Source organism: Aeromonas sp. EERV15, assembly GCF_900079845.1.
GTDB lineage: Bacteria > Pseudomonadota > Gammaproteobacteria > Enterobacterales > Aeromonadaceae > Aeromonas > Aeromonas sobria.
Window position 1 is genome coordinate 50,262 of record NZ_FKKY02000017.1, and the last position, 22,352, is coordinate 72,613.

Below are 22,352 nucleotides of genomic sequence, written 5' to 3' on the forward strand. Positions count from 1 at the left end.
TGACCGTCTCACCCTTCCAAAAACTGGCGATAGATCACGCTTTTGTGTTTTCGTTTGAGTTCTTTTTCTTTGTTTTAGTTGCGCTGAATATCACAAGGTGAAATGGCTCACAAATTCCGCTTATTTCTTAATTCTCATCGTGAATTTAGTGGTTGAAACACCTACTCTTGGAGCGCGTTATTCCCAAACAAGGACGGTACACATGTTCAAACCCAAGCGTTGCGCCTGGCTGATCGCTGCTGCCTGCGCATTGCCAAGCTATGCCGCAATGAGTGCAGCCATGAATATTCAACCCGATCCGCAAAATGCGGGAGGATATGTGATTGCGGCACCGGATCTGGCCGCCGTGGAAAAAGCCAAGACGGCCAATCCCATGTATGCAATATGGGCCAAGGCATTAGCCACCCGGTCAAATAAAATAGTCGATGCCATTGAACCGGGTCTGGCAAGCAATCCTGACAACGTAAAACGGGTTGAACGGGTGTTTCCCCAATCTGAATGGGAATATTTAACCCAGATGGCGGCGCCGGAATATACCTATGTCCGCTTCTTGCGAGCCATCGGTAAATTTCCGGCGTTCTGCGGGGAATATACCGACGGGCGTGATGCCGATGCCATCTGTAAAAAATCCATTGTGACCACATTTGCTCATTTTTCGCAGGAGACCGGCGGCCATATCGCCAAGGAGAACGTCTCTGATAACCCGCAGGGGTTGGAAGAGTGGCAGCAGGCGCTGGTGCATGTTCGGGAGATGGGCTGGTCAGAAGGACAGACCGGCTACACCACCGGCTGCGGCCAGAACGACTGGCAGAACAAGAAGTGGCCCTGCAGCACCGGCCAGGGATACTTCGGTCGCGGTGCCAAGCAGCTCTCCTACCACTTTAACTACGGCGCCTTCTCCGAGGCGATGTTTGATGGCGATGCCTCGGTGCTGCTCAACAACCCGGGGTTGGTGGCAGACTCCTGGCTTAACCTCGCTTCGGCCATCTGGTTCTTCCTGACCCCGCAGGCTCCGAAACCGGCCATGCTGCACGTGATTGACCGCACCTGGGTACCCTCCACGCGGGAAACTGACGCTGGTATCGGTTATGGCTTTGGCACCACCATTAACGTCATCAACGGCGGCATAGAGTGTGGCGAGCAGAACAAGGACAAGGGGCAACCGGTCAATCGCATCCGCTACTGGGAAGGGCTGGCCAAGCACTACCAGATCCCGGTCAAGGGGGATGAGAAGAACACCTGCTGGCAGCAGACCCCTTATGGCAGCCTTAATCTCAACGGTGCCACCGATGTGCTCTACACCAACTGGGATGGTAACTGGAAATACTATCCGGATCGCCCAGGCGGTTACTCCTTTGAGTGCGAGCTGGTGGGTTTCCAGACCGCTTACTCCGCGCTGGTGCCGGGTGATTACGAGAAGTGCGTGACCAATTTTTATGGATCTCACGCCAGTTGGCCTAAAGTGCGGATCGTCGCCAAGCTTGATCCTGCACCGATAGATCCGGTCGATCCGCCCATTAATGGCAATGCGGCCTGGGATGCCAGCAAGGTCTATACCGCTGGCAGCAAGGTGAGCTACAAGGGCGCTGTTTATCAGGCCAAATGGTGGACGCAGGGGGATGATCCCGCCAAAGGTGGTCCATGGGCGTTGGTGACAACCAAATAAAGAGATAGTCCATTGACTGGTCGATAAGGAGAGGGGGCTTGGCCCCCTTTTTTACATATTTGTTCTATGGGAGATAATATTCGGCAGTGTTGATGCAGGTATTCATCTATCAATGTGATGAGTCAGCTGGGAGCGTAGCTGTATTTATTGAGCATCTTTATTATTCGCATCGTAATTTTCGTAGGGTTACGAGTACAAATCAACCTGAATGGTTAAGAGCCGAGCTTTGTGTTAATACCTGCCATCCATGTAGCGTAGTTGGCTTGTTCGCAATCACTATTTAAAAATAGCCCCTCGAAATATTGGGTGTAAAGATTTCATGTATCCATGTATTAGCAGGCGATGGGGTGTAGTTAAGCGTATTTTATTTTGACTGCGAGCGGGGTAATCAATGTGATATGCAGCGAGGGTCAGCAGAGAAGGCGTGCGACATGGGGCTTCCATCCAAAAAAAGCAGCGCCACCGAAGAGGTAACACTGCTGTTGGTTATTGCTATTCGGACAATGGTGGCGGAGCCACCAAGGGGTAATAGTGCCGGAGCCACCAAAAGGCAGGGGAGTGAGCCATCAGGTCGGTTCCTGCTCCTCTTTGCGGCAGCAGTTACGTCCCTGTTTTTTGGCCAGATAGAGGGCGGTATCGGCCCGGGTGATCATCTGTTCGACGCTGTCGAGGGGACCCTTGCTGGTGCTGATCCCGATACTGATGGTGAGGGTTACCTCGAGGGAGCCCGCCAGTGGATGAATAGTCGATTCGACCGCTAACCTGATCCGCTCGGCGCTGGCCCAGGCCAGTTCCAGTGAGGTTTCCGGCAATAATACGATAAATTCCTCACCGCCCCAGCGGCCCAGCATGTCCACCTCCCGCAGTTGTTTGCCGATCCGGTTAACCAGACTTAACAACGCTTGATCCCCCTGCTGGTGGCCATAGGTGTCGTTGATCTGTTTGAAGTGGTCGATGTCGATCATCAGCAGACTCATCGGATGGTCAAAGCGTTGGCAGCGCTGCATTTCGGCATTGACCAGTTCACCGAAACGGCGCCGGTTGGCAATACCGGTAAGCGGATCCGTGGTGGCGGCCACTTTTAACTCTTCCACCAACCGGGCTCGTTCGGAGATATCCCGCAAGGTGGCGGTCATTTCGGTAGATTGTCCCAGGTGGATCTTTGCAATGGTCACTTCAAGCGGGAATTCGCTGCCATCGCGGCGTAGCCCCATGACCGAGGCGCGGGCATGCATGGGGCGAGAAGTGATAGGGGAGTTGCTGAAGGCTTTGAAATAGCTCTCATGGTTCGCCCGAAAACGTTGTGGCAACAGGGTTTCCAACCGTTTGCCAAGATAACTTTGATCGACGCCAAACATCTCGCAGGCGGCGGTATTAATCAGCTCGATGCGCGATTCGCTGCTGACGCTGATGATGCCGTCATAGGCGGAGTTGACCACCGCCTCGAAGCGACTGCGACTGGTTTTGAGCGCCTCTTCCAGCTGCTTTTTGGCGGTGATGTCGATGGCGGTGACGATTATGCGGGTGATCCTGGCTTGCTCGGGCATGATGGGAGAGAGCACAAAGCGCCACCAACTGGTGCGAGAGCGGGTATCGATGGGCAGCTCGCTCTCGATCCCCGTCTGTTGACTGACGCACTCGTGCATTGGCTGTTCGATGGTATTGGTGATGTAGCGGGGGAACAGCTCGCTTAGCCGCTTGCCAATGCAGCCAAGCACATCCAGATCGAAGGCATTGGCGAAGGTATCGTTGGCCGAGACCAGCACAAAGTGGTCATCTTTATCGAGACTGAACACTGCCACGGCGGCGCCAATGGCATCGAGGGATGCCTTGATGTCGGCATGGGAGCCTTGTGTAAACATGCGACCTCCACTGTCAATAACCTATTGATAGTCAGTATAGGGCGCATGGATGGCCAACTACTCTTCGATATCGAGTAATACCAGAATGGCGCTGTCGCCACCCCATTCACGGGGGGATTGATGGAAGGCGCGGACATTGGGGTGCTGGGCCAGCCAGCTGGGAATACGCTGTTTGAGAATATGTTTGCCGATGCCGTGCATCACAGATGCAACGTGAATGTTCTCTTTTTGGCAGAGAGTGAGCAGGGCGGCCAGCTCCTGTTTCGCTTGTTGCTGGTTCATGCCGTGCAGATCGAGATAGATCTCCGGCGGATAAATACCCCGTTTGAGCTTTTTCAGCTCAAATTTTGACACATCCTCCCGCACGTAACGGGTCGGCCCATCCTCGTCGAGATGAGGCTGATACTCATCGCTGAAATAGTGGTCAACCCCAAGCTTTTCGCGGGTTTCACGCAATTCGCGTTTCTGCTTGACCGGGCGTAACTCGGCCCTTATGGTATCTTGCTTGATTTTCCGGGTACCTTTTATCGCATCGCGGAACAGCAGGGTTTCCTCTTCTGTCTGTGAGGGCGTTTTTTTCATCAGATGCTCAATTTTTTATTAGGTATGCGTCGTGCCCGCTATGCAGTGGGTGCTCGGGCCGGATATTACTCGACTTGGAGGTGGATTTGGACAAGATATTTATCGATGAGGTGGTTGCCGAGATGCACACCATCCAGGACATGTTGCGTTGGGCCATGAGTCGTTTCAACGACGCCGGGATTTTCTACGGACACGGAACCGACAACGCCTGGGATGAGGCTGTGCAATTGGTACTGCCCGCGTTACATCTGCCACCGGATGTAGACCCGGCCATGCGCCACTCCCGTTTGACCAGCAGCGAGCGCCATCGTTTGGCAGAGCTGATCATTCGTCGGGTACAGGAGCGGGTGCCTGCCGCTTACCTGACCAACAAGGCCTGGTACGCCGGCTGGGAGTTTTATGTCGATGAACGGGTGCTGATCCCGCGCTCGCCGATTTCCGAAATGGTGGCTAACCGTTTCGCGCCGTTCCTCAAGCATGAGCCGACCCGCATCATGGACTTGTGCACCGGCTCCGGTTGCATTGCCATCATCATGGCCCACGAGTTCCCGGAAGCCGAAGTAGATGCCATCGACATCAGCATTGATGCGTTGAACGTGGCCGAGCGCAATATTGACGATCATGGGGTGGAGCAGCAGGTTATTCCTATCCGCTCCGATCTGTTCCGCGATCTGCCGGCCGGTGACAAGTACGATTTGATTGTCTCCAACCCGCCTTATGTGGACTCCGAAGATATGTCGGATCTGCCGGAAGAGTTCCGTCACGAGCCTGAATTGGCACTGGCGTCGGGCTCCGATGGCCTGAAACTGACCAAGCGCATGCTGGCCCATGCCGCCGACTTCCTCAAGGATAACGGCGTGCTGGTGGTCGAAGTGGGCAACAGCATGATCCATCTGGAAGCCCAGTTCCCCGAGATCCCCTTTACCTGGGTTGAATTCGAGAACGGCGGCCACGGGGTGTTTGTGATGACCCGTGAAGAGCTGGTGCAGTATCAGGATCATTTCGCCATCTACAAGAACTAAGCAGGAGCACGCATGGCAGGGAACAGTTTTGGTCTTCTCTTTCGGGTCACCACCTTTGGCGAGAGCCACGGTCTGGCGCTGGGCGCCGTGGTCGATGGCTGCCCACCGGGGCTGGAGATAAGCGAAGCGGATCTGCAGGGGGACTTGGATCGGCGCAAGCCGGGCACCTCCCGCTACACCACGCCGCGGCGCGAGCCGGACGAGGTGAAGATCCTCTCCGGGGTATTCGAGGGCAAGACTACCGGCACCTCCATCGGGCTGCTCATCGAAAACACCGATCAGCGCTCCAAGGATTACTCCGACATCAAGGATCTGTTCCGGCCCGGCCATGCGGACTACACCTACCACCAGAAGTATGGTCAGCGCGACTATCGCGGCGGTGGTCGCTCCTCGGCACGCGAGACCGCGATGCGGGTGGCGGCGGGGGCCATTGCCAAGAAGTACCTCAAACAGGTGCATGGCATCGAGATCACCGGTTTTCTCTCCCAGCTCGGCCCCATCAAGGCTGAGGCGTTTGACGCGGCGCAAATTGAGCAGAATCCCTTCTTCTTCCCCGATGCGGGCAAGCTGGAGGAACTCGATCAATACATGCGCGATCTGAAAAAAGAGGGCAACAGCATAGGTGCCAAGGTGCAGGTCATTGCGCGCCATGTGCCGGTGGGCCTCGGTGAGCCGGTGTTCGATCGTCTCGACGCCGATATCGCCCACGCCATGATGGGCATCAATGCGGTGAAAGGGGTGGAGATCGGTGACGGCTTCGCGGTGGTCGAGCAAAAAGGCTCCGAGCACCGCGACGAGATGACCCCGGCGGGCTTTGCCAGCAACCATGCGGGCGGCATTCTGGGGGGGATCTCCTCTGGTCAGGATATCGTGGTAAGCATGGCGCTCAAGCCCACCTCCAGCATCACAGTGCCGGGCAAGACCATCAATACCGAAGGCGAGGCTATCGAGATGATCACCAAGGGTCGCCATGATCCTTGTGTCGGCATCCGCGCGGTGCCCATCGCCGAAGCCATGCTGGCGCTGGTGTTGATGGATCATCTGCTGCGCCATCGCGCCCAGAATCAGGGGGTGTTGACTCAGACCCCGCAGCTGCGCTGATTGGTGCTGCTGCCTATCGGCTGATCACCCTATGCTCAGGGGTCAGGTGCGATAACTAAACACAAAGGCGACCTTCGGGTCGCCTTTGCTATTTCAGGAGGATGGCTTACCCCGTCAATGTTTGCGGAGGGTGCGGGTCAGCAGATCCGCAGCCCCCGGATCGGCATTGAGGCGACAGGTGGGGGGCGAGAACTTGCTGTGGGGTTTGGGCAAGGCGTGAATGGCCTCGTTGACCTTGAGGATCTGCGCTTCGCTCACGCTGTTTTTGGCAAACATCAGGCTGACCGGTTGGTGGTGCAGCAACAACTGGCAGCTGATAAACCGGTCGGCCCCCAGTTGGGAGAGCCGATAGTGGGCATATTGCCACTCCATGATGACGCCATCGAGGCGGCGGGCCAGCAGCAGATCGATCAGCCGGTCATCGGCATTGTATTCGGTCGCCATTTTAAGCGCCGGGCAGCTCTCCATCTGATGCATGGGGCGGGTACCCCGCAACTTGCCGATCTTGAGCCCTTTCTCGTTGCACAACGCGGCCAGATTATCGAGCTTGTCCCAGCGATCCTGATGGCCGGGAATAGGGTCATTGCTCAGCAGCACATAAGCGCTCTGGCGGTAGGGTGCCGAGAAGCGGGCATAGCTCTGGCGCTCCGGCAGTGGCAGGGCGGCCATCGCCACATCCAGCTGGCTGTGCTCCACCATATGCAGGGCTCGCGCCCAGGGGAGTTCACGAAATTTGGGGGTAAAGCCCGCCCGTTGCAAAATCTGGCGGGTCAGGCTGACATCCAGGCCATCGAGCTGCCCTTTGTCATCTATCTGGCTGAAGGGGGGCCAGTGACTCCAGGCCACCGTCAGGGACGGATCGGCCTGCAGCGTCGGGGCCAGTAGTAGTAACAGGCTCATCAGGGTAAGCCTGCGACCATGGGGAAGACATCGCGTGGTCATCGCTAAACCTCGTTATTTTGTTTTGTTATCCCGAGCCTCTGCCTGCCGCTCACCATGCCAGCGGGGGCAGATATTAAGTTGTCAGTTAATAGTGTGGTGCTTGTGCCACTGGTTAACGGGATTATTCGGGGGGCAGGAGGAGGCTTTTCTGTTCGTGCTGGGAGGAATGTCACATTTTTCTCGTTTATCCCGGACAACTCCGTTAGACTGCGCCTCTATTCTTTCCCCTTTGCTCTGCTCCCCGGGGAAATCGTTGTTTTCTCAATAGGCCCAGACTTGTGAGATGGCATCGGCTCAGCAGAGGAGCCCCACCACAACGTTATCCGGCGCCACTATCCCTAGCAGGTATCTATGAGTTTTACTTCCCTCGGTCTGTCCGAACCCTTGTTGCGTGCTGTTGCCGAGCAAGGCTACGACACCCCGTCTCCCATTCAGTTGCAAGCGATCCCCGCCGTTCTGGCTGGTCGTGACCTGATGGCGGCGGCCCAAACCGGGACCGGCAAGACCGCAGGCTTTACCCTGCCGATGCTGCAACGTCTGATGGAGAGCAAGCGCCGGGTTTCGCCCAACCGCATTCGTGCGCTGGTGCTGACCCCGACTCGCGAGCTGGCTGCCCAGGTGGGCGAGAGCGTGCGTAACTACGGCAAACACTTGCCGATGCGCAGCCACGTTGTCTTTGGCGGCGTCAGCATCAACCCGCAGATGATGGCAACTCGCCGTGGTCTGGACGTGCTGGTGGCCTGCCCTGGCCGACTGATGGACCTCTACAACCAGAACGCCGTCAAGTTCGACGAAGTCGAGATCCTGGTACTGGACGAAGCGGACCGCATGCTCGACATGGGCTTTATCCGCGACATCCGCAAGATCCTGGCACTGATGCCGAAACAGCGTCAGAACCTGCTGTTCTCTGCGACCTTTGCCGAAGAGATCCGCGAGCTGGCCACTGGCCTGCTCAACAACCCGGCGGTGATCGAAGTTGCCCCGCGCAACAGCACTGCCGAGCGTATCGAGCAGCTGGTGCACCCGTGCGACAAGGCCAACAAGATCGGCCTGCTGAGCCATCTGGTCACCAGCAACGATTGGCAGCAGGTACTGGTGTTCACCCGTACCAAGCACATGGCCAACCGCGTTGCTGAGACCCTCGACAAGACCGGTGTCAGTGCTGCCGCCATCCACGGCAACAAGAGCCAGGGTGCCCGTACTCGCGCGCTGGCCGGTTTCAAAGATGGTAGCGTCAAGGTACTGGTGGCGACTGACATCGCCGCCCGTGGTCTGGATATCGACAAGTTGCCGCAAGTGGTCAACTTCGAGCTGCCGAACGTGGCAGAAGACTACGTTCACCGTATCGGTCGTACTGGCCGTGCCGGTGCTGCCGGTCACGCCATCTCCCTGGTCGCTGCCGATGAAGGCAAGCTGATCAAGGCGATCGAGCGTCTGACCAAGCAGAACATCCCGTGTGAGCAGGTAGCTGGTTTTGAAGCCTCCCGCGAGACCCTGGACAACATCGCCCGTGGTATCGGCGCGCCGCTGCGCAAAGAGCCTCGTGATCCCAGTGAAGAGCGTCGTGCGCCCCGTCCGCAAGGTCAGCGTCAAGGTGCCGGTCGTACCTCTTCCGGTGCTAACGCCGGTGGCGCGCGTACCGGTAACGGTGGCAAGCCCAAGCCGCAAGGTGGCCAGCGTCCGGCTGATGGTGCTGGTAAACCGGCCCAAGCCCGTCGCCCCCGTCGCTCCACTCACAACCAGTAAGCGGCTCGGGAGCCTGGCTCCACCGCTGTTCGGTTGATGTAAAAAGCCCTGCCAATCTGGCAGGGCTTTTTGTTTTTGTCGCACATCAGCTGTTGGTCAGTGGTATCCGCCCTGCATATGGCAGCAGCCTTGCTACACCTGCGGTACGGGCCCTGTTCTGCTCGCGGGAGCAGGGGGGGGATGAGGGGAGGGGGAAGCACCCCCGTGCTTAACCGCAAAGAGAGAGGGAGGCCAAAGCCTCCCTCTCTCTTTTGCTGGCGTTCTTTAGGCCAGCAAAAATGCCATCAGATATCCACCTGCGAGCCCAGCTCAATCACTCGATTCGGCGGGATCTGAAACTGATCCGGGGCGCGCAGGGCGTTGCGTTGCAGCAGCATAAAGAGCTTGCCACGCAGGTAGAGGTACCAGGGGCGCTCCTTCATGATCAGCGACTCGTGGGCCATAAAGAACGAGGTCTCCAGCATCCGGCAGCTCAGCCCCTCGGCGTTGCAGCGCAGGAAGATATCCTCCACGTTGGGGGTCTCGCACCAGCCGTAGCTCGCCACCACCCGCCAGAAGGTGGGGGAGAGCTGCTCGATGCAGACCCGCCGCACATTGTGGACGTAAGGCACCTCTTCCACCCGCAGGGTGAGCAGGATGATCCGCTCGTGCAGCACCTTGTTGTGCTTGAGGTTGTGGAGCAGCGCATGGGGGATCACATTGACCACCCGCGACATATAGACCGCAGTGCCCGCCACCCGGGTCGGCGGGGATTTTTCCAGCGAGGCGATCATCGGCTCCAGCGAGTTGCCGTGCTCGTTCAAGCGGCGAATAAGCTGAAAACGCTCGCTCTTCCAGCTGGTCATCAGGGTGAACATCACCGCGCCCAGGGTGAGCGGTAGCCAGCCACCGGACCAGATCTTCGCCACGTTGGCGGCAAACAGCGGCACATCGATGGCCAGCAGCGCGGCGAGCAGGGCAGCGACCAGATAGCCGTTCCAGCCCCAGCTGTTTTTGGCCACCGAGCAGAACAGGATCGAGGTGAGCACCATGGTGCCGGTCACCGCGATGCCATAAGCGGCCGCCAGATTGCTGGATTGCTCGAAGCTCATGATCACAATCACCACCGAGATATAGAGCAGCCAGTTGATCACCGGAATATAGATCTGGCCAGATTCCAGTTCGGAGGTGTGAACGATGCGAATGGGTGAGAGATAACCGAGCCGCACCGCCTGTCGGGTGAGGGAAAATACCCCGGAGATCACCGCCTGCGAAGCAATCACCGTCGCCATGGTCGCCAGCACCAGCAGCGGCAGCAGCGCCCATTTCGGCGCGAGCAGGAAGAAGGGGTTGGCAATGGCGGCGGGGTTATCCAGCAGCAGCGCCCCTTGCCCGAAGTAGTTGAGCACCAGTGAGGGCAGCACCACCATAAACCAGGCGAGCCGGATCGGTTTTTTGCCAAAGTGACCCATATCGGCGTAGAGCGCCTCCACCCCGGTGATGGCCAGCACCACGGCGCCGAGGGCAAAGAAGGAGGCGCCCTGATAGGTCATAAAGAAGCGCACCGCCCAGACCGGGTTGAGTGCCGCCAGCACCTCGGGGTTGTGAAGGATGCTGCGCAGCCCAAGCAGCGCCAGCGTGGCAAACCAGATCAGCATGATGGGGGCAAACAGCTTGCCCACCATGGCGGTGCCATGTTTTTGAATGGCAAACAGCAGGGTCAGCACCAAGACCGAGAGAGGCACGATATAAGGGTCGAGGGAGGGGGCGACCAGCCGCAGCCCCTCGATGGCCGACATCACCGACATCGCCGGGGTGATCACCACCTCCCCATAGAAGAAGCTGCCGCCAATCAGCCCGAGGATGATCAGCAAGGGGACCAGCTTCTCTGGCGTATTGCGGGTGGCCAGCGACATCAGGGTGAGAATGCCCCCTTCACCGGCGTTGTCGGCCCGCATCACAAAAGAGAGGTACTTGACCGACACCACCAGGATCAGCAGCCAGAAGATCAGCGAAAGAAAACCGAGAATGGAGGCGGGTTCAACGCCAAACCCGAATTGCCCTGACAGGCACTCGCGCAGGGTGTAGAGCGGGCTGGTGCCGATATCGCCATAGACCACGCCAATCGCCGCCAGCATTACGCCGGACATGGCTTGTTGTTTATCACAGTTCATGAGTTCATCTTGTCAGTTTGATGTTTACACGTTTGCCAACGCACAGGGGCCCGAGATATCAGCAAAACAGTGATATTTAATCGGGATAGAATTAATGGCTTGCGATGGGAAAGGGGACTAACCGAATGGTGATCTGCTTGTCATGGAACACAGTCTGTTCATCTGTTGTTAAGCTTATAATGACACACACTCTGCGGGACTATGCTCAGTTATAAATAATCAAAAGTTCAATTTGAGTAAGAGAATTAATTATCCGGCGATTGAAACAGACCATGGTAAAGTGGATAACCGTTTGCTTTATCTGCAGATCTTTTTTGGCCGCTATTTTTTATCGAAGTGGCTGAAAAACAGACGATAAAATGCTGACCAATAAATGGATAGTACTGTGGGTAAATAGGCCGACATTGGGTGGCAATAGAGTCTTTATTTGATATGTGAGAGGGAAGGGATGACGGGAACGTAAAGTGGCCGCCACAACAGCAGCCACTATCAAGTAAAGCGAGAGTGGATATATAGGTAGGGTGCAATGAACGAAGTGAATTGCACCATTGATAAACAACAACGATAGAGGTGCAATGCGCTACGCTTATTGCACCGCTACAACTAATTAATTACTGGCAAGATGGCGATGAGGTTGGATAGCTAAGCGTGAGAAGTTTAATGTAAAAGTGGCCATAAATTAAATGGCCACTCAAGCTAACTATGCTCATATATTAAAAGGAGTTATGCATTTTCTTCCCATAAATATATAGAATTTGAAGAGTACCATACTAGAGTGTTTTCTTTACATATCAGCAAAAATATCATTTCCTCCAGAAAAGATAGAAGATAATCTTCTAGTAAAAGTTTACATCCGTAGGGGTATTTTTCACTTGATATGTGCAGCTCTGTTTCCTTGTTGTGAACTATTGAACATCTAATAAAATACACTAATCTAGCGATAAAATCGTAATAGTTGCCTAGGTTAACCTTGTCAAGATCATTAATTGATAATGATTGCAAAAAACTATTGATGTTTGCAATGTCGTCGGCTTGTTTGGTTTGTACGAACTGCTGCCACCCATTAAAGGCAAAGTTTTTAAACTCCTGGCCATTGAAATTAAGAGAAAATGTTTTTTTGAATAAATTGCTTAAAGCCTTTTTTTCATCCATGTCTATAGATTTATAAAGCCTTTTAAAGTCTCTAATTGAAAACATTGCGCCTGTAGATGCTCTTTCTAAGCCGACAATAGGTTCTCTATACATAAAGTTTTCAATTATATGAAACATGGAAAGATATTTCGACAAAATATCTTTCCGATTATTATACTCACCTAATATACCTATTACATCTTGAAATTGTAAATATGATTGGCTAGGGCAAAAATTATTTATAGATGAATTTGATGGTTTTTTAGTATATTCCAGAGGCTGAACTGTAATTAATCCAGATGATGCCATATGCATTTTTAATAATGCGGAAACATTATTTTTTCTCACTCCTGCATCATGGTGTATTTTGGAATAAAATATTAATTGCTGATCGTTTGAGAAATCAATTTCTGTTGCAGCTTGCAACAATGCATACCAGCACTCAATGTTTGTTCTATATTGAACTAATCGAGTTATAGATTCGGTGGCGGTAGGTGTAAACCATATCACCACCTTCTCTAAATCGGTATTTTGAGTTATATATGCCGGTTCATTAAATGAAAAGTCAACATCACTATGATATAGTTCCAAGGCTACATCATCGTTTTGTATTTGAATTGCATTTTGTGAAATGACTTTTGAGATGCTGATAATGTAGACTATTTTAGATATAGAAAAGCCAGGAAAATCTTGAAATTCCGTTGAAAAACTATTCATTATGGCAAGTAAAGCATCATAGCCTTGATAAGGCTCTAAAGTTCTTTTATTCTGTAATAGCGTAACCTTTTCCGAACCAAGTGAGCGGATAAAATCATCAAGCATATTCTGCTTTGACTCGGATAATGTATCATAATAAGCTTCTAATATTCCATTGGGATCGTCACAAATATTTGATATAGAATCAATTAAAGGTTTAAATAAAGCATCTAATTTTCTCATTTGTTTTCTCCTGAGAAAATCTGACTCCAGTTGATATTTTGTTCCATCTCCGATGAGATCAGGTTTAAAACGCCTTGATATATATTTCTTTTGTTTATATTTCCTATATTAACCTTTGCAAGGTCAACACTGTTCCTGCTGACTTCATAGTCCGTTAACTGCATTTTTTCAAAGTTATCGGATAATCTTTCTACAATTTCGGCAAGCTCACTAGAGTCTTTCGCATAACTTCCAATGGCAGAAAATAGTGATACTAATGATACTTCTCTTCCAATCCACTGAATACCTATGTCACCAAATTCTCGTTCAGCAGCAAGGTCCATTTTGTATATAGATTGAATAAAACACTCTAGAAAAGAATAAGAAAAAAGTTCTGACATTTCATTGAGTCTTTTATCATCGTCTTGGAACTTTGATATGAAATCGGTGTTTGTTGATATTGGTTTGCCCTCAATGAATGAAATGAGAGAGGAAATCAAATGAGAAAAGTGATATGACCCTACAGTTCTATGCTTACTAAAAGTAGCACTAGACGATTCTTTCTCTCGTATAATAGAGATATTCCCACGCTTTACATGTTCAAATATTGGAAGCAGATTTTGAAAAAGAAGTTCCAATTGGTGTTTTATGTTTACAGGTTTGTGGCCAGCATTTAAAACCAACATCTTTTTTACTTCATCGTCTGGAGATAAGTTATTCCAGAGTTCAAACCACTGATAGTTTTGAGAAAAGCATTTATTTAATTCTTCTTCTCCAAATGAGTCATAGTATTTTTTTATAGCCATAAAAATATAGCCAGACGAACCGATAGCAGATAATTCATATTGAAATTTTCGTTTTAATTTGAAATCACTTATATCATGTTCAATATCGTGAAGTTTACTTAGAAAGAGATTCTTTGTGTCGAATATAACTTTCAATCTATGAGAACGTTGTAAACCATCCAGAATTTTAAAGTTTCCAATAACACCTGACTCAATAGCCTCATCAGTGATTAATGTTATAGATGGAATATGACCTTTTCTAAGAACCGTATGCACAAGTCTATCTAAATATGAATTATTTACAATAGCTCGTTGTATTTCATAGTTATCGTAATCTGAGGGTATGTTCTTAATGTACTCATCAAGTGAGGTGCTAATAAGGAAACAGTTGCACCGCTCCTCAGTTTTTTTATCTAAAATATTAAATTTCATATTTCCCCCGAGACTGTAATTTTAAAAAAATGCTGTTAATTTAAGCGTGAGGTGAAAACGTGTGCATTTCAGTGACATCATTAGATGAATATTTATACATGATTTATCAAGTTCAGTATCTCACATCTATGTATCAAACTTGGTTGCCAAGTGAGACATAATAACCGGACAGGTGAAAAACTGAAGAGGCAGGATCTGAAAACCTGCTCTGGCTCAATAAATCAATCAATAAGTGGCCCACTTTTGTTCGGTTTGGCTTGATGCTGATGGGATGTCTCTATCGTAAAACCAAACAATCAGCCACTCCGGCATCCATCTCTGATGGTGCCGTTTATCTACCCGATAATCCGTTGGGGCAGGGAGTTGTCAGCCGGTGTCGAGCTCGTCACTTTTGTCGTGTCGATCACAGTTCTGCGGGGGGCTCGTCATCGTCACCAGTCCGAAAATTTCACGTTCCCATTCTGATTACCCCTTTATTTTCAGTGTCTTGCGAATTTTATTTCGCTCACTCCCATTTTTGGTCTGATAAATGCTTTGTGGGTGAGCCGGCTGTATCGTCGCTGTGCGAGTGTGGGCCCCCCGGGGTTGGCACTTGGCCACGCCGGGCGATGCCAGTGCGGCAGTAACGAAACATTTAGGATCCCTCTCTATGAACAGCTTCGTGATTGCAGATCCCAGTCTTTGTATTGGGTGTCGTACCTGTGAGGTGGCCTGCGCCGTTTCACACCAGTCAACGTCCTGCACGGGTACCGTTGAGCGGGAGGGCGGCCTGCGTCTTGCCATCGAGGATGGACATCTGGTCTCCAAGGACAGCTATTTCCAGCCGCGCCTGAAGGTGATCGTCGGCAGCAAGGTGACCACGCCGGTGCTCTGCCGCCAGTGTGAAGACAAGCCGTGCGCCGTGGCCTGCCCCAACAATGCCATCGTGACCGAAGATGGCTGCATCAAGGTGTTGCAGGAGCGCTGCATCGGCTGCAAATCCTGCGTGGTGGCCTGTCCTTACGGTGCCATGGCGGTGGTGGTGAAAGAGGTGGCGCCCGCTGCCGGTGCGCTGTTCAAGCGCCCGCAGACCAAGGCGCAAGCCTTGAAGTGCGATCTCTGCCGTCACCGTGAAGCGGGCCCGGCCTGTGTCGAGGTGTGCCCGACCCAGGCGCTGCGTCTGGTGACCCCGGAGTCCCTCGGTGAGTTGAATCGCCAGAAGCAGCTGGCCAGTGCCGAGGCGATGGCGGTCTGCCAGCGCCAGCCGGTGTTGGCACAGGGTTGAGGCATCAGAGTGGCGTGCGCATTTGGCCCTTGCTGGCTGGGCGCCGTCTCTCAGCCGTTTCTTGTTAAAGGCCTTTTAGCGTTAACCGCCTTTTACCGTTAACAAACAAGAGTGTGAGTCATGAAAAAAGTCATTACCGTCTGCCCCTATTGCGGCACCGGTTGCAAGATCAACCTGCTGGTTGAAAACGACAAGGTGGTGGGGGCCGAAGGCGCCAACGGCCGGACCAACGAGGGGCAGCTCTGCCTCAAGGGTTATTACGGTTGGGATTTCTTGAACGACACCAACCTGCTGACCCCCCGTCTCAAGAGCCCGATGATCCGCCGCGAGCGTGGTGGCAAGCTCGAATCCGTCTCCTGGGATGAGGCGATCGACTTTGCCAGCAGCCGTCTGGCGGCCATCAAGGCGACCTACGGTGCCGACGCTATCATGACCACCGGCTCGGCCCGTGGCCCTGGCAACGAAGCCAACTATGTGATGCAGAAATTTGCCCGCGCAGTGCTGGGGACGAACAACGTCGACCACTGCGCGAGGGTGTGACACGCACCCTCAGTCTCCGGTCTGGAGACAACTGTAGGCAACGGCGCCATGAGCAACGCCATTCCCGAAATTCAAGAGACCAAGTGCCTGCTGGTGTTTGGTTACAACGCTGCTGACTCTCACCCCATCGTGGCCCGCCATATCCTCAAGGCGAAGGCAAACGGGGCCAAGGTGATTGTGTGTGATCCCCGCATGGTGGAGACCGCCCGCATCGCCGATCAGTGGCTGCCGCTCAAAAACGGTTCCAACATGGCGCTGGTTAACGCTTTCGCCAACGTGTTGATCAGTGAAGGGCTCTATAACAAGGAGTTCGTCGCCAACTACACCGAAGGGTTTGACACCTTCAAGACCACGGTCGCCAAGTACACCCCGGAATATGTCGAGGGGATCACTGGCCTCAAAGCCGCCGATATCCGCGCCGCCATTCGCACCTACGCCGCGTCGCCTGCTTCCATGATCCTGTGGGGCATGGGGGTGACTCAATACGGTCAGGCAGTGGATGTGGTCAAGGGGCTGGCTGGTCTGGCGCTGCTGACTGGCAACTTCGGTCGCCGTGGCACCGGCTGCGGTCCGGTGCGCGGGCAGAATAACGTGCAGGGCACCTGCGACATGGGGATGCTGCCGCACCAGTTCCCGGGTTATCAGTCGGTGAGCGACCCCGAGATCAGCGCCAAGTTTGCCAAGGCGTGGGGCGTGCCGTCGCTTTCCCAGAAGCCCGGCTATCGTCTGACCGAGCTTGGCCACAAGGTGGAGGAGGGCAAGTGCAAGGCCTTCTACATCTTTGGTGAAGATCCGGCGCAGACCGAGGCCGATCTGGCCCAGTTCCGCCGCACCTTGGGCGGCATGGATCTGGTGATCGTGCAGGATATCTTCATGACCCAGACCGCCGAGATGGCGGATGTCATTTTGCCCGCCACCAGTTGGGGCGAGCACGAGGGGGTTTACAGCTCGGCAGATCGCGGCTTCCAACGCTTCTACAAGGCGGTGACACCGCCCGAGAACGTCAAGCCAGACTGGGTAATCTTCTCGCTGATGGCCACCGCCATGGGGTATCCCATGGAGTATCGCGATACCCAACAGATCTGGGACGAGATGCGCGCCCTCTGCCCGCTCTATACCGGGGTCAGCTACGACAAGATAGCGGATCTCAAGAGCGTGCAGTGGCCTTGTCCGACCGAGGATCACCCGGGCACCAGCACCCTGTTCGAGGGGAATGTGTTCACTACCCCGAGCGGCAAGGGTCAGCTGATTGCCGCCGAGTGGCGGGCGCCGCTGGAGCAACCCTGTGCCGAGTATCCGCTGGTGCTCTCCACCGTGCGGGAGGTTGGGCACTACTCCTGCCGCTCTATGACCGGTAACTGTTCGGCGCTGCAGACCCTGGCCGATGAGCCGGGCTATGTGCAGATCCACCCGAGCGATGCGCAAAAGCTTGGGGTGAAGGATCAGGCGCTGGTGTGGATCTCGTCGCGGCGCGGCAAGGTGATCACCCGGGCCAACTACAACGATCGGGTCAACGCCGGTGTGGTCTATATGACCTATCAGTGGTGGATCGGGGCCTGTAACGAGCTGACCATCGAGCACCTTGATCCGGTCTCCTACACCCCTGAGTACAAGTACTGTGCGGTGAAGATTGAGCGTATTGAAGGTCAGGCTGAGGCGGAAGTGTACGTCCAGACTGAATACAGTGCGCTCAAGGCGAAATTGCGCAGCGCCGCCAAAGGGTAATCATCGTTAAATAAAGTGGATCCAGGCTCTGTTTACAGGGCCGGGATCCCCTCATCCTTTTTTCAGCTGGCAGGTGTCCACCATGAGCCGTGAATTAACTATCTCGTTCGGGATTTTTTATGTTTCAGCCTATTTGCTGGCAATGTTATTAGGGATGGGGTGTTACCTCTGGTACGACGAATTGATATTTCTGCTGGGCTTTGGTTTCTTCGGCTGTTTTATCGCCGCGCGCATCGCCATGGGCGCTGTGCTGGCGGCCCTGAGCGTGCAGTTGGCCTGGCTCGTTGCCTTCCTCTCCACCACGCTGGTGAATACCCTGCTGCTGGGCCTTTGTGCCCTGGTGGTCTATCTGACCAATCAGGCGGTGTCGGCAGATATATCACAACATATCAGTTGGTTATTGGTGGCGTTTCAGCTGCTATCCGCTGGCTTTATTTTCGGTGGACTCAAGTTCCATCCGGGCAATATTGGAAAATCAATTTTCGAACAAATCGGTAGTAAGGAGTCAAATATATGAAACGTATTGAAGAGCAAGCGCAACTGCTGGATCTGGAGTATCAGGGCATCGCCCTGCTGTTTGACCAGTTTTGCCAGCGGGCGGGAACACTCGCCAAGCAATACAAGTTCTTTAACTGGCCCGATTATGAGGACTCCCCACCACTGTGTCGGGCTTTCACCCTGTTGGGGGAGATGCGCGAGCTCAGACTCTCTTGTCAGTCAGGTGAGCGGGGAGAACTCAACGGTATCATCCAGATTGTCGATGAAACCGGGCAGGTGCAGGCCAGCCAGGCTTATCGGGCCGATGGCCGTTTGCTGCAGGCAACGGGCCGATTTCTCGATAATCCGCCCGAGCTGCTACTCAAATTGATGCTTGACGCCGTCTGGCAGCACAACCCTGTCGCAGGGCAACAACTCATCGCCAATGAGTGCCACTGACAACATTAACTCGATGATGCCGATATGCACCTTGTTGCAGGGATGACACGGGATCTCGTTAGTCAGAGGAACTGTCATCGGGTTCGGGAGACTCAAGACCCGCATTCGGACGAAGGATGGCGTATTCATGGCGGAATATCAGATGGTTGGCTTGGTGCGGGCTCGCGACAACCCGTGACAAAAGGTGGCTGAAAATGACAGCCCACTGGCGATAACGGATCCGCGCTGAGTGGATCGGCGAATAAACGTGTGGAAGGCATCGACCCGCAGCCATAAGCCCACTTATTTGCCCCCATGGTTGTATTGAAAATAGGGCTACCTTATGATTCAACGCTCAATACAATGCTATTCCAATGAGTATTGATTTTTATGATTAAACGTTAATGGACTACGTGTTTTATTGCGACATCTGACGGAGCGCCCCGTCCTTGCTGATGTTTTTCCTGCCTAGCTGTAACGTGAGACCAGAATGCTAAATGTGAGTGCCATTCCTCTGGACGACATCTCTCCCATCTGGGACGACGGTTTCCTCCTGCTCTCCAAATCTCTCTTGTCGGCCGTGACGCTCGATGATTTTATCAACAAACTCAATAAGATAGATGCCAGCTTCGGCGGTGTGACCCGGGTCAATCTGATCCTCAATATGGGCACGAGCGAGGAGGCCACTTTCTGTTTTATGGGGGCGATCGGCCCAAAGCACCTGGTCTTCCCCAAAGCAGAGCTCCATGTTTTCCCTCGTCCTACCCGGGAAACCCAGGAGCAAGCCATCGTGCTTGCTGCCGCCCGTTTTGAGAACCGCTGCCCCGCCCTCGATGCAGAAGGGATTTATGCCGGGCTGCGCTCCTACTGCCAGCTCCCCATTACCACTGCCCGCAGCCATCTTGGTGGGGTCGAGTTTATCAACACCCGGCTCGACAACTTCACCATGGAGACGCTGGCAAAACTGACCCAGCTGGCGGCCATCGTGGCCATTGCGCTGGAAAACGTGCTCGACAAGGAGCGCACCCTGGAGCAGGCCAACTCCCTGCGCCTTGAACGGGACAGCTGCAAAATTCTGGTGGATGTCACCAATGCGGTGATCAAACTGGTGCGCATCGCCGAGCTGCCCAAGAGTCTCTTTACCATCCTGCAGCACCACTTCGCCATCAGCAGCTTATGTCTGGCCGAGTACAACGCTACTTCCGACAGTTTCAAAAGCTATCTGGCTAACAGCGAGCACAGTGAGCAGCCGGGTATCATCGATCACTCCTGTTTCGAGCAGAAGTGCCTGCAAGGGGCGCTCGGCCACAGCGAGCCGTTTTTCGTCTATCGCGATCACGGTCACGGCTGCAGCAATCGCTGCCGCTTTACCTCCCAGATCCTGCCGCCGGAAGCTGAGAGCTCCTGCATCTTGCCGCTGCGCTATCGGGGCAACCTGCTGGGGGTGTTGATCCTCTCCCACCCGAACGCCGATTTTTTTGCCGATATCGATATCTCTCTGCTGGAGCAGGTGGCGGCGCGCACGGCGATTGCCATGAACAACGTGCAGGCGCAGCAGGAGATCTCCAACACCAACGGTGCCAAAGAGAAGACCATTCGCATCAACGAGCCGCAGATGCAGGGAGAGTTCCCCCACATCATCTACCAGAGCGCGGTGATGGAGAGTGTGCTGGAGAAGCTGCGGCTGGTGGCCGAGAGCGACAGTACCGTGTTGATCCTTGGCGAGACCGGCACTGGCAAGGAGCTGATCGCTCAGGCCATTCATCAACTGAGCGACCGCCGCGACCACGAGATGGTGAAGGTTAACTGCGCCGCCATTCCCACCGGTCTTATCGAGAGCGATCTGTTTGGCCACGAGAAGGGGGCCTTTACCGGCGCCCTGACCCAGCGCATCGGTCGCTTCGAGCGGGCCCACAAGGGCACCCTGTTCCTCGACGAAGTGGGGGATATGCCGCTGGATCTGCAGCCCAAACTGCTGCGGGTATTGCAGGAGCACGAGCTGGAGCGGGTGGGTAACAGCAACCCCATCGCGGTGGATGTGCGGCTGGTAGCCGCTACCAATTGCGATCTGCTCTCCATGGTCAAGAACAAGCGCTTTCGAAGCGACCTTTACTACCGGCTCAACGTCTTTCCCATCGAGCTGCCGCCCCTGCGCGAGCGGCGCGAAGACATTCCGTTACTGGTCAATTTCTTTATCAAGAAGATCGCCAAGCGGATGCGCCGCACCATCACCTCGATCCCCGCCGATGCCATGAAGATGCTGGTGTCGCTGCCCTGGTACGGCAATATCCGCGAGCTGGAGAACGTCATCGAACGCGCCGTGGTGATGACCCGTGGCCATGTGCTCAACCTCTCGCCGGACGAGCTGATGCCCCTCAAGGGCTACCACAAGATTGAGACCCTGGTCTATGACGAGCCCACCTCGTCGCTGTTTGCCAACGAGGCCCCCCATGATGAGCGCGAGGCGATCATCGCCGCCCTGCGCGACAGCAACGGCATCGTGGCCGGTGAGCGGGGGGCTGCCACTCGCCTTGGCATGAAGCGCACCACATTGCTCTCCAAGATGAAGCGGCTCGGCATCTCGGCCCGGGATCCCGAGATCATCGATGGGGTCACACCATGAGTAGCGGATCAGATGCCGCCCTGCCGGAGTTGAAACCTGAGCAGAGCGAGCTGGCCCGCTGCGCCATCCATCGTGAGGTGGTGCACTACCGCGCCGATATGGTAACCAGCGACAGCGAGATGGAGCTGCCCTCCGAGACGCCGGTGGCGCTGGTCTACAACGGCATCGTCCACAGCGTGATGATGTGTTCAGCCTCCGATCTGGAGGATTTCGCCATCGGGTTTTCCTTATCCGAGGGGATCATCGACAGCCTGCTCGATATCCACGACATCGAGCAGATCGACGGCTGTCAGGGGATTGAGCTGCATATCACTTTGGCCAACCGCTGCGTCCACCGCCTCAAAGAGAAGCGGCGCACCATGGCGGGCCGCACCGGCTGCGGCATCTGCGGCAGCGAGAGTCTGGAGCAGGTGATCCGCAGCCAGCCAAGGCTACCCGACAGCCAGCGTCTGGCGGTGGGCCATATCGACAAGGTGCTGACCGCGCTGCGCCCACTCCAGCTGCTGGGCCAGCGCACCGGCGCCACCCATGCGGCGGTGCATCTTGATGGAGAGGGCAATATTCTCGCCATCCGTGAGGATGTAGGGCGCCATATTGCGTTGGACAAGCTGGTGGGCCATCTGCAGCGCAGCGGTCGGCGGGATGGCGCCATTCTGGTGACCAGCCGCGCCAGCTTCGAGATGGTGCAAAAGTGCGCCAGCGCCGGGGTAGAGATCTTGCTCGCTATCTCGGCGGCCACTGAACTGGCGGTCGAGCGGGCCGAGCAGACCGGGCTGACGCTGGTGGGCTTTTGCCGCCCCGGGCGGGCCGAGATCTACAGCGGCTGCCAGCGTATTGTGCTGGCGTGACTGTCGGGGGCGCATGGTAAGGGCGCAGCGGGCCCGATATGCCCGCCGCGCAGTGTGCGTCAGTTGGCCATCCGGTCATGACCACCCGGTGCGAGTC

General features: G+C 54.5%; 16 protein-coding genes. 10 read left to right on the top strand and 6 right to left on the bottom strand.

Annotated features, from left to right (window positions below; all coding sequences use genetic code 11):
- Positions 1–202: 202 nt before the first annotated feature.
- Positions 203–1,666, top strand: coding sequence for a chitinase (locus tag BN4575_RS15130; protein ID WP_083221057.1), 1,464 nt, complete (start codon positions 203–205; stop codon positions 1,664–1,666).
- Between the two features lie 566 nt (positions 1,667–2,232).
- Here the strand turns inward: BN4575_RS15130 and BN4575_RS15135 are convergent.
- A complete protein-coding gene (locus BN4575_RS15135; protein ID WP_068978813.1) occupies positions 2,233–3,528 on the bottom strand; it encodes a sensor domain-containing diguanylate cyclase in 1,296 nt (431 codons plus the stop codon).
- Between the two features lie 57 nt (positions 3,529–3,585).
- Positions 3,586–4,110 carry an endonuclease SmrB gene (gene smrB / locus BN4575_RS15140; RefSeq protein WP_042023811.1) on the bottom strand — a complete coding sequence of 175 codons (525 nt, stop codon included), beginning with the start codon at positions 4,108–4,110 and terminating at the stop codon, positions 3,586–3,588.
- Positions 4,111–4,196: 86 nt separating this feature from the next.
- Between smrB and prmB the strand changes: the two genes are divergently transcribed.
- Entirely contained in the window at positions 4,197–5,132 is a 936-nt protein-coding gene (prmB, locus tag BN4575_RS15145) for a 50S ribosomal protein L3 N(5)-glutamine methyltransferase (protein ID WP_042024068.1), read from the top strand.
- Between the two features lie 12 nt (positions 5,133–5,144).
- Positions 5,145–6,233, top strand: coding sequence for a chorismate synthase (gene aroC, locus BN4575_RS15150; protein WP_068978814.1), 1,089 nt, complete (start codon positions 5,145–5,147; stop codon positions 6,231–6,233).
- A 114-nt stretch (positions 6,234–6,347) separates the two neighbouring features.
- Here aroC and BN4575_RS15155 read toward each other — a convergent pair whose 3' ends face one another.
- Positions 6,348–7,133 (bottom strand): substrate-binding periplasmic protein, encoded by a 786-nt coding sequence (locus BN4575_RS15155; protein ID WP_256028983.1) that lies wholly within the window; start codon positions 7,131–7,133, stop codon positions 6,348–6,350.
- 393 nt (positions 7,134–7,526) lie between these two features.
- Between BN4575_RS15155 and BN4575_RS15160 the strand changes: the two genes are divergently transcribed.
- The gene (locus BN4575_RS15160) at positions 7,527–8,921 is read left to right on the top strand and encodes a DEAD/DEAH box helicase (RefSeq protein ID WP_042023806.1); all 1,395 of its coding nucleotides are present in this window, start codon (positions 7,527–7,529) and stop codon (positions 8,919–8,921) included.
- Between the two features lie 284 nt (positions 8,922–9,205).
- Here the strand turns inward: BN4575_RS15160 and kup are convergent, their stop codons facing one another.
- From kup to BN4575_RS15175, 3 genes are all read right to left on the bottom strand, one after another.
- A complete protein-coding gene (gene kup, locus BN4575_RS15165) occupies positions 9,206–11,074 on the bottom strand; it encodes a low affinity potassium transporter Kup (protein ID WP_068978816.1) in 1,869 nt (622 codons plus the stop codon).
- Between the two features lie 723 nt (positions 11,075–11,797).
- Positions 11,798–13,144, bottom strand: coding sequence for a hypothetical protein (locus BN4575_RS21835; RefSeq protein WP_141689821.1), 1,347 nt, complete (start codon positions 13,142–13,144; stop codon positions 11,798–11,800).
- Positions 13,141–14,340, bottom strand: coding sequence for a hypothetical protein (locus BN4575_RS15175; protein WP_141689822.1), 1,200 nt, complete (start codon positions 14,338–14,340; stop codon positions 13,141–13,143). The genes BN4575_RS21835 and BN4575_RS15175 overlap by 4 nt, the downstream gene beginning before the upstream one ends.
- Positions 14,341–14,989: 649 nt before the next feature.
- Between BN4575_RS15175 and BN4575_RS15180 the strand changes: the two genes are divergently transcribed.
- The 6 genes from BN4575_RS15180 (at position 14,990) to fdhD (ending at position 22,255) form a co-directional block, all read left to right on the top strand.
- On the top strand, positions 14,990–15,604 hold the full coding sequence (locus BN4575_RS15180; RefSeq protein ID WP_042023801.1) for a 4Fe-4S binding protein: 615 nt from the start codon (positions 14,990–14,992) through the stop codon (positions 15,602–15,604).
- Between the two features lie 120 nt (positions 15,605–15,724).
- Positions 15,725–17,869, top strand: coding sequence for a formate dehydrogenase subunit alpha (fdhF, locus tag BN4575_RS15190; RefSeq protein ID WP_083221058.1), 2,145 nt, complete (start codon positions 15,725–15,727; stop codon positions 17,867–17,869).
- Between the two features lie 82 nt (positions 17,870–17,951).
- A complete protein-coding gene (locus BN4575_RS15195) occupies positions 17,952–18,386 on the top strand; it encodes a hypothetical protein (RefSeq protein ID WP_068978820.1) in 435 nt (144 codons plus the stop codon).
- Positions 18,383–18,805 (top strand): hypothetical protein, encoded by a 423-nt coding sequence (locus BN4575_RS15200; protein ID WP_068978821.1) that lies wholly within the window; start codon positions 18,383–18,385, stop codon positions 18,803–18,805. The genes BN4575_RS15195 and BN4575_RS15200 overlap by 4 nt, the downstream gene beginning before the upstream one ends.
- Before the next feature lie 469 nt (positions 18,806–19,274).
- The gene (locus BN4575_RS15205) at positions 19,275–21,407 is read left to right on the top strand and encodes a sigma 54-interacting transcriptional regulator (protein WP_068978822.1); all 2,133 of its coding nucleotides are present in this window, start codon (positions 19,275–19,277) and stop codon (positions 21,405–21,407) included.
- Complete coding sequence (gene fdhD, locus BN4575_RS15210; RefSeq protein ID WP_068978823.1) at positions 21,404–22,255, top strand: formate dehydrogenase accessory sulfurtransferase FdhD; 852 nt, start codon at positions 21,404–21,406, stop codon at positions 22,253–22,255. Before BN4575_RS15205 ends, fdhD begins: the two co-directional genes overlap by 4 nt.
- The last annotated feature ends 97 nt before the right edge of the window (positions 22,256–22,352 follow it).